Source organism: Oceanisphaera litoralis (genome assembly GCF_016907015.1).
GTDB lineage: Bacteria > Pseudomonadota > Gammaproteobacteria > Enterobacterales > Aeromonadaceae > Oceanimonas > Oceanimonas litoralis.
This window is the reverse complement of sequence record NZ_JAFBBE010000031.1, coordinates 18,925-27,343: the sequence shown is the minus strand read 5'-3', so window position 1 is coordinate 27,343 and position 8,419 is coordinate 18,925. Positions and strand designations below refer to the sequence as shown.

Below are 8,419 nucleotides of genomic sequence, written 5' to 3'. Positions count from 1 at the left end.
TATCTGGCTTGGCGGCGATTCTTTGAAACTCACACTAACCCGAATGAAAACAGTATCTTATTGGCACAGACACAGTTAACTCATACATAGCCAATCCGGTTGGTATAACGCTATGGCGAATTATGACTTCATGAGCCGCTGGCAGCTGGCGGCGCCGATGGAAGAGGTATACGGAGCCATCAGTCAGCCGTTGCACTGGCCGCATTGGTGGCAGGGGTTGCGTCGGGTAGAAGCGCTGGGTTCATGCAACGAGCAGGGCACCGGCCGGGTATATCGTTATCACTGGCGCAGTCCCCTGGGTTACTCGCTGTGTTTCGACATTCGGGTGACCCGCTTGTATGCCCCCTGGCTGATAGTGGGGCAGGCCAGTGGCGATGTGGAAGGCTGGGGCTGCTGGCAACTGAGCGAGGCGGCGGGTATTACCCGGGTGCGTTACCGGTGGCGGGTTCGCACGACCCGCCGCTGGATGAACCTGACCGCGCCCCTGGCCCGGCCGCTGTTTGTGTGGAGCCACGACGCCATGATGCAGAACGGCGCCCTGGGTCTGTCTCGCTGGCTGCAGAGCCGGCGGCTAAACGGCGGCCGACGCTGAGCCGGGGCTACTTTTTGTTACTTCTTGATACTTCTTGTTATTTCTTGTGTTTGCCGATGCCGTAGTCCCTGAGCTTGTTGGCGATGGCGGTGTGGGAGATGTCGAGCCGCCTGGCCAGCTGGCGGGTAGAGGGATACTCGGGATAAAGCCGCTCCAGCAGCATACGCTCGAAACCTTTGACTGCGTCGTCCAGCGAGCCTTCACACAGGGTATCCAGCCCCTGGAGGCTGCTCTGCTCCGGCAGCGCCAGCTCGGCCAGGCTCAGTTCGTCCCCCTCCAGCAGGCTGATGGCCCGGTACAGGCTGTGGCGCAGTTGGCGCACGTTGCCCGGCCAGGGGTAATGCTGCAGATATTCGCTCAGGCTTCGCGACAGCCGGGGGCGGGGCCGTTCCAGTTCGGCGGCGAAGCGGATGCAGAAGTGCTGGGCCAGCGGCACTATGTCTTTCTGCCGTTCACGCAGGGGGGGAATGCGCAGGTTGAGCACATTGAGCCGGTAGAACAAGTCCTGACGGAACTGACCGCCCTGCACCAGGCTGGCCAGATCCTGCTGTGTGGTGCAAATGACCCGGATATCCACCTTGACTTCCTGCTCGTCGCCGAGGCGACGGAAGACGCCGTCCTGCAGCACGCGCAGCAGTTTCATCTGCATCAGCGCCGACATCTCGCCAATCTCGTCCAGCAGCAGGGTGCCGCCGTTGGCCTGATCCAGCACCCCGCGCTTGCCCCGGGTGTTGTTGCCGAAGGCGCCGGCGGCGTAGCCGAACAGTTCGTTTTCGGCGGCCTCGTCGGGAATGGCGGCGCAGTTGAGCAGTATGAAGGGGCCTTCACCGTGCAGGCTGGCCTGATGACAGGCCCGGGCCAGCAGCTCCTTGCCGGTGCCGGTTTCACCCTGGATCAGCAGGGGGGCGTCCAGGGTGGCGAGCCGGCGGGCTTCGTGCAGCAGTTTTTCCATGGCCGGGCTCTGGGCGACAAAGCCGTCGAATTGGCCGCTGTCACGGCTGCGCATCACCTTGAAGTGCTGGCCGATGCGATAGGCGGACTTGAATACCACCACGGCGCCGGCCAGGCTCTGGTCACCGGTCTCTTCGGTGACCCAGATGGGCAGAAAGTCGGCCAGGTAGGGCTCGCCGTCCAGGGTGACTTTTTTACTCAGCGGCTGGGGCGAGGCCTGCTCCAGCCAGCGGCCGACATGCACCCCCTTCAGCAGCGGACCCAGGGGTTGCTGCACCAGTTGCCGGGGGCTTTGGTCGAGCAGGGCGCAGGCGGCGTCGTTGGCCAGGGTGATCCGGCCGCCGGTGCCTACCGCCACCACCGCATCGGGCAGCGCCTTGAGCAACGCCATGATGGCATTGTGTTCCTGCTCCGAGGGCATGCAGGCGATGGTTTTGACATCGAATACCCCGGGAATACGACGGATGGCCGGCATCAGATGCTGCAGGGCGGCAAAGTCGAGGGTAGGGAAATTGAGGTAGATGATGCCGCTGATATCGATTTCGATACCGCGCAGGTCAATCTGGTGCTCCACCAGGATATCGAGCAGCTCCCGGGTCAGGCCCAGGCGGTCTTCACAGGTCACTTTTAAGCGCATGGTAATGTCTTGAGCCTTTTGGAAGTGTAAATAATACCTTACACCCGATGCCGATACGAGCCCCGACCGGATGACCTGCCCCGCAAACTTCAAAAAAGTCGGCCTTTTCTGCCATAGAACGGTTTACGGCGGGGGCCGGCTCATACATCCTTAGCCCCCTTCATCCGGCTCGGAGCCGGTATGATACAAATTCAGATTATTCAGTAAAAATAATATTCAGGTGAAGTCATGAGCGAAGCGGTTTATAGAACGGTCAAGTCGTCGCAGGTCATCCTCAAGGAGCTGATGGTGCCTGCCTATGCCAATTTCGGTGGCAAGGTACACGGTGGCACTATTCTGTCGCTGATGGATAAAATTGCCTATACCTGCGCGGCCACCCATGCCAAGGGATATTGCGTGACCGCCTCGGTAGACTCGGTGGACTTCGTCAACCCGGTCGAAGTGGGCGATTTGCTGACCCTGTACGCATCAGTCAACTACGTGGGCAAAAGCTCGATGGAAGTGGGTATCAAGGTGGTCTCGGAGGATTTCAAACTGGGCATCGTCAAGCACACCAATACCTCTTACTTCACCATGGTGGCACTGGACGAACAGACCCGCAAACCCTGCCCGGTGGCGGGTTTGCAGCTGGAAGACGAGGAAGAGATCCGCCGTTTCGTGATGGGTAAGCTGCGCAAGAGACTGCGCCGCGCCCATCAGCAGGAAATCACCGACATTCGCAAGGCGCTGGAGCTGGGCCAGGCCCTCAGCGAGCTGGAAGGCGAAAACTGCCTGCTGCCGAAGGAGTAAGAAGCGCCCCCGCTCATGACCCGCTACGAGCAGCTGGCACAGCAGCTGCGTGAGCAGATCCGCACCGGCATCTGGCAGGAGGGCGACAAGTTGCCCTCGCTGCGCGAGACGGTGCGACGTTCGGGGCTGAGCCTGATGACGGTGCTCAGTGCCTACCAGTTGCTCGAAAGCCAAGGCTGGATCCGTTCCCGGCCCCAGTCCGGCTATTTTGTCGCCCCCGCCCGGGAGGCGACCCGTTATTTATCTCCGCCGCAGCCACTGCTGCCGGCGGAAACGGTGGATATCAACGCCTTTATCTTCAGCCTGCTGCAGGCCGGCAATGATCCCGATTGTGTGGCCCTGGGCTCCGCCTTTCCCGATGCCTCGCTGTTTCCTCAGCATCAGTTGTCCCGGTCTCTGATAAAAGTGGCCCGGCAGATGCCGTCGCAAGGGGCCGGCGTGACCCTGCCGCCGGGCTGTGCCGATCTGCGGCGCAGCATTGCCCAACGCTACGCCGCCCGGGGCATGGAGATCTCGCCCGACGAGATCGTGATCACCTCGGGTGCGCTGGAGGCGCTCAACCTCGGCCTGCAGGCCCTGACCCGGCCCGGAGACTGGGTGGTGGTGGAGTCACCGGCCTTTTACGGCGCCCTGCAGGCCATAGAGCGGTTTCAGCTCAAGGCGGTGGCGGTGGCCACGGACCCGCAGCAGGGCATGGATCTGGATGCTCTGGCGCAGGCCTTGCGGCAATATCCGATCAAGGCCTGCTGGCTGATGAGTCACTGTCAAAACCCGCTGGGCGGCACCATGCCGGCGGCCGGCAAGCAGCGATTGCTGGCGCTGCTGGCCGAGCACGGAGTCGGTCTGGTCGAGGACGATGTCTACGGCGAGCTGTACGCCGGCCTGGAGCCACCCTTGCCGGTCAAGGCCTGGGACAAAGAGGGGCGGGTGCTGCACTGCGGCTCTTTCTCCAAGACCCTGGCCACCGGATTCCGCATTGGCTGGGTGGCGGCGGGGCAGCAGGTTGACGCCATTCAACGGCTGCAACTGATGAGCACCCTCTCGACCAGCGCCCCCATGCAGCTGGCGCTGGCCGACTACCTGTCTTCGCATCGTTACGACAAGCACCTGCATACCCTGAGGCGCACCCTGGAGCAACGCAAGCACATCTTCCATCGGGCCATTCAGCGAGCCTTTCCCGATGTGGTGCGGGTCTATTACGCCGAAGGCAGCTATTTTCTGTGGCTGGAGCTGCCGGCGTACTGCTGTGCTACCCGCTTGTACTGGCGGGCGCTGGAAGAGGGCATCACCATAGCGCCCGGGCGCATGTTTGCCGCCGACGAGCAGTACCGGCACTGTTTTCGGCTGAACGCCTCGCTGCCCTGGGATCCGCGCAGCGAGACGGCCATTCGGCGACTGGCCGAACTGGTCGGGGAGCTGATTGCCGCGGGGCCGCCAGCCTGAGTTCACCGGTACTGTTATAGCAACTATCTCGCCAGTCATTACTGTTATGCTTTATTCGGTGGCAACTGTGCATGTTGTGGGACGAGCGGCCGTGTTTTACTGCGCCGGTCGTAACGGGCGGTGCCGGCCGGCATCGGCCCGCCTTTCTCATAACAAGCAATGTGAGCCCTATGGAAAACCTTTCTTCCCGGATTGACGTCAAGGTCTGTACCGATCCCCGGCCCATCAGTCAGGGTCATGTCTATGTACGAGCCCAGCGCGGACGCTGGCAGCGGTGGCGGCAGTCGATCGGCTGGGGGCTGATGCTGCTGTTTCTGGCCGGCCCCTGGCTGCGCTGGAACGGCCAGCAGGCCCTGCTGCTGGATCTGGAACAGCAGCGCTTTCATCTGTTCGGTATCACCATCTGGCCCCAGGATCTGACCCTGCTGGCGCTGTTGCTGATGGTGGCCGCCTTCGGCCTGTTCTTTATCACCGCCTTTCTGGGGCGGGTATGGTGCGGCTATCTCTGCCCGCAAACGGTGTGGACCTTCTGGTTTATCTGGGTGGAAGAGAAGCTGGAAGGCAGCGCCAACAAGCGCCGTCAGCGGGACAAGGCCCCCTGGAGCCTGAACAAGGTGGTGCGCAAGGGCGGCAAGCATCTGATCTGGCTGCTGATCTCCCTGCTCAGCGGCGTTACCTTCATCGCCTATTTTGTGCCGGCCGCCGAGCTGGTTACCGGCTTGCTGCAGTGGTCTGCCGGTCTGCTGCCCACCTTCTGGGTGGGGCTCTTTACCCTGTGCACCTATCTCAACGCCGGCTGGATGCGGGCCATAATGTGTACCCACATGTGCCCCTATTCCCGTTTTCAGTCGGCAATGTTCGACCAGGATACCTACAGCATCGCGTACGATGCCGGCCGGGGAGAGCATCGTGGACCCCGTGCGCGCAAGGCCGACGCCAGGGCGCTGGGGCTGGGAGACTGCATCGACTGCAATCTGTGCGTGCAGGTGTGCCCCACCGGCATCGATATTCGGGATGGCCTGCAGTACGAGTGCATCAACTGCGGTGCCTGTGCCGATGCCTGTGACCAGACCATGAACCGGATGGGTTACGCCGGCGGCCTGATCCGCCATGCCAGCGAGCGTCAGCTGGCCGGCGGTCAGACCCGACTCTGGCGGCCCAAGCTGGTCGGCTATGGCGTCATGCTGGTGCTGATGCTGGCAGCATTGGTCTATGCCGCTGTCAGCCGGGTGCCGATGGCGCTGGACGTGCACCGGGATCGCAACCAGCTGTTTCGGGAAACGCCGGAAGGCTGGGTGGAAAATACCTACATCCTCAAGCTGTCGAACCGGACCCAGCAGCCCCGGCACTATCGGGTGTGGGTGGAAGGCATGGCGGCATCACGCTGGGCGGGGCCGGACGAGGTAAGGGTGCCGGCCGGGGAAATCGTCAGCTTGCCCATCAGCCTGTCCGTCGACCCTGACCTGTTGTCCGGCAGCATGCAACCGCTGCGCTTCGTGGCCGGCAACGACGAGGTGGAAGTCGGCGCCGAGAGTCAGTTTTTCAGCCCGGGGCGGTAATGGGATCGATACTCCCGCGAACCATGAACGTCACTCCCGCGAAGGCGGGAGTCCAGGAGGCGGCACCTTGCACGAGCGGCATGACGCCGTGGTCCAAAGTGTCTCTGCCTACGATACAATGGCGGGCAGCGTGGTGCTACATGCTCTGGATTCCCGCCTGCGCGGGAATGACCCTGTGTTTTACTCCCGCGACTGCGGGAGTCTACAAGGTCAACACCACCGCGAAGGTGGCGCGTACACCTCATATTGAAGACAGGAGTGAGTAAACATGATCCATTGGCCGGCCATCATCGAATTTGCCGAGGGGCAGGGCTATGCCTGGGTGGCGGACCCGGGTGGTGTAGCCGAGCACAGGCCCCGGGTGGGTGATCGGCTGCTCGACAGCCAGGGTTATTTGCATCTGCTGTCACAGCAAACCCTGTCGCAGCAAACAAGCGGTGATCTGTACTGGCAGCCTCAGCTGCGGTTAGTATCGCTGTTTGAGCTCAATGCCGGGCTGAGAGTCTATGCCGCCAGCCTGGGTATCTGCTGCACCAGCAAGCTGGTGGTGCGCACCATGGCCGAGGCCATAGCACTGGTGGCCTGGCTGGAGCAGCAATAGACGATGCAAGAGGCAAACCCGATGATACTTCCCTTACGCTGGCTGCGGTGGCTGCCGGTAGTACTGCTGTTACAGTCTTGCAGCACTGATGTCATGCCGTCCTTTGCGCCCACGACTCCGACAGTGGTGTCTGGTGTCGAAGGCATGGCGTCCTATTACGGGGCCCGCCATCATGGTCGTAACACCGCCAGTGGCGAACGCTTCAACCAGCATGCGCTGACCGCGGCCCATCGTACCCTGCCGTTCGGCACCCGGGTGCGGGTCACCAATCTCAACAACAAAAAGTCGGTGATAGTGCGTATCAACGACCGGGGGCCCTACGCCAAGGGGCGTATTATCGACTTGTCCGCCCAGGCGGCGCGCGAGATCAGCATGATCCGTGCGGGCGTGGTGCCGGTGCGGGTAGAGCGGCTGAGCCCCTGAATGGCGGCAAAGACCCGGATCTGCGGTTGCGTTATTACCGGATGCACACAGCGCTGGTTCAGCCGTTGGGCCAGTTCGGCATTGGCCGGCCGGGGAATGACTGGCACTATAAGTGTGTCGGGTACCAAAGGCAGTGCGTCGGGTACCAAAGGAGCCCGAGTCAGTGCGGTCGCCGGTAACAGGCAAGACGCATATGCCATCAGACTGTCCGCCTGACCGGGATGTTGCCGCTCAACCTTTTCAGCAGGGGGAATACCTTAGATGGACTCACTTTCTCAACTGAGCCTGGGCGCCGCCGTGGGTGTGGCGGTCATGGGCAAGCGGGCAGGGGTGGGCAAGGCGGCGCTGATCGGCGCCTTGTTCGGTACCCTGCCGGATCTGGATGTGTTGATCGACTATGGCGATCCGGTCAGCAACATGACCTATCACAGAGGCGACAGCCATTCCCTGTTCTACCTCAGCCTGCTGTCTCCGCTGTTTGCCTGGCTGCTCTGCCGTCTGTCCGGTCAGCGAGGGGACTGGCGCCGCTGGACCCTGACACTCTGGCTTGTTCTCATCACCCATGTGTTGCTCGACAACATGACGGTGTATGGCACCCAGCTGGCCCGGCCTTTTACGGATTATCCATTCGGTATCGGCAGTGTCTTCATTATCGACCCGCTCTACACACTGCCGTTGCTGCTGGGGCTGACGGCGGCCCTGTTCCGGCGTGGCGGACGGGGGCTTTCGGCCAACCGCCTGGGGTTGGGGCTGAGCAGCCTGTATTTATGCTGGAGTCTGCTTGCCCAGTGGCAGGTGTCACAAATGGCGGATCGGGTGCTGGCGGAGCAGGGCATCGAGGTCGAGCGGCGGCTGATCACGCCCACCGCCTTCAATACCCTGTTGTGGCGGGTGCTGGTAATGACCCCGGATGGGTATCTTGAAGGCTTCATTTCGTTGCTGGATAGGGAGCCGCCGCAGTTTATTCGTCATCCGCAGGGGCGGGATCTGTATCGGGCGTGGCGGCATCATCCCCAGGTGGCGCGCCTGGCCTGGTTCAGCAAGGGCTTTTTCAGGATGAGCGAGCGCCAGGGGCAGTTGCTGATTACCGATTTGCGCATGGGCCAGGAACGCGGCTACAGTTTCAATTTTGTGGTGGCCGAGCGGGGGCCGGCGCAGCAATGGCAGGCGCTGGACATACCCCGTCAGGTCAGTGAGCGTCCGCCTGCGGGGCTTGCGCTCAACTGGTTGTGGCGGCGGGCGCTGGGTGAGCCGCTGCCGCCGATGCAACGCTGGCTGGACGACCCCTATTATCATGCCGGGCCTGTGCCGGCGCCTTCACCCTGAGGTCGGCGGCCTCGGCCGGTGGTGGCCGGCAGCCGCTCTGGCTGTCCGGCTGCAGATAGGGACGCAATATTATTTGTATGTGTCGAACCGAAGTGGCT

Annotated in this window: 8 protein-coding genes; 7 read left to right on the top strand and 1 reads right to left on the bottom strand. The window is 62.2% G+C overall.

Annotation, left to right across the window (positions count from 1 at the left end; translation table 11 throughout):
• Positions 1 to 112 precede the first annotated feature (112 nt).
• On the top strand, positions 113 to 592 hold the full coding sequence (locus tag HNR62_RS15220; RefSeq protein WP_204796925.1) for an SRPBCC family protein: 480 nt from the start codon (positions 113 to 115) through the stop codon (positions 590 to 592).
• A gap of 37 nt (positions 593 to 629) precedes the next feature.
• On the opposite strand, the gene tyrR is transcribed toward HNR62_RS15220, so the two are convergent.
• Positions 630 to 2,180 carry a transcriptional regulator TyrR gene (gene tyrR / locus HNR62_RS15215; RefSeq protein ID WP_204796924.1) on the bottom strand — a complete coding sequence of 517 codons (1,551 nt, stop codon included), beginning with the start codon at positions 2,178 to 2,180 and terminating at the stop codon, positions 630 to 632.
• Between the two features lie 228 nt (positions 2,181 to 2,408).
• On the opposite strand from tyrR, the gene HNR62_RS15210 reads away from it, so the two are divergent.
• The 6 genes from HNR62_RS15210 to HNR62_RS15185 all read left to right on the top strand — a co-directional run bounded on the left by HNR62_RS15210 (position 2,409) and on the right by HNR62_RS15185 (position 8,321).
• Positions 2,409 to 2,969: an acyl-CoA thioesterase gene (locus tag HNR62_RS15210; protein WP_204796923.1), complete on the top strand. Its 561-nt coding sequence runs from the start codon at positions 2,409 to 2,411 to the stop codon at positions 2,967 to 2,969.
• A gap of 15 nt (positions 2,970 to 2,984) precedes the next feature.
• Positions 2,985 to 4,412, top strand: coding sequence for an aminotransferase-like domain-containing protein (locus HNR62_RS15205; protein ID WP_204796922.1), 1,428 nt, complete (start codon positions 2,985 to 2,987; stop codon positions 4,410 to 4,412).
• Positions 4,413 to 4,582: 170 nt separating this feature from the next.
• Positions 4,583 to 5,971 (top strand): cytochrome c oxidase accessory protein CcoG, encoded by a 1,389-nt coding sequence (gene ccoG, locus HNR62_RS15200; protein ID WP_204796921.1) that lies wholly within the window; start codon positions 4,583 to 4,585, stop codon positions 5,969 to 5,971.
• A gap of 268 nt (positions 5,972 to 6,239) precedes the next feature.
• Positions 6,240 to 6,572 carry a DUF4144 family protein gene (locus HNR62_RS15195; protein ID WP_204796920.1) on the top strand — a complete coding sequence of 111 codons (333 nt, stop codon included), beginning with the start codon at positions 6,240 to 6,242 and terminating at the stop codon, positions 6,570 to 6,572.
• A 21-nt stretch (positions 6,573 to 6,593) separates the two neighbouring features.
• Positions 6,594 to 6,995: a septal ring lytic transglycosylase RlpA family protein gene (locus HNR62_RS15190; RefSeq protein WP_239552852.1), complete on the top strand. Its 402-nt coding sequence runs from the start codon at positions 6,594 to 6,596 to the stop codon at positions 6,993 to 6,995.
• 261 nt (positions 6,996 to 7,256) lie between these two features.
• Entirely contained in the window at positions 7,257 to 8,321 is a 1,065-nt protein-coding gene (locus HNR62_RS15185; protein WP_204796919.1) for a metal-dependent hydrolase, read from the top strand.
• The last annotated feature ends 98 nt before the right edge of the window (positions 8,322 to 8,419 follow it).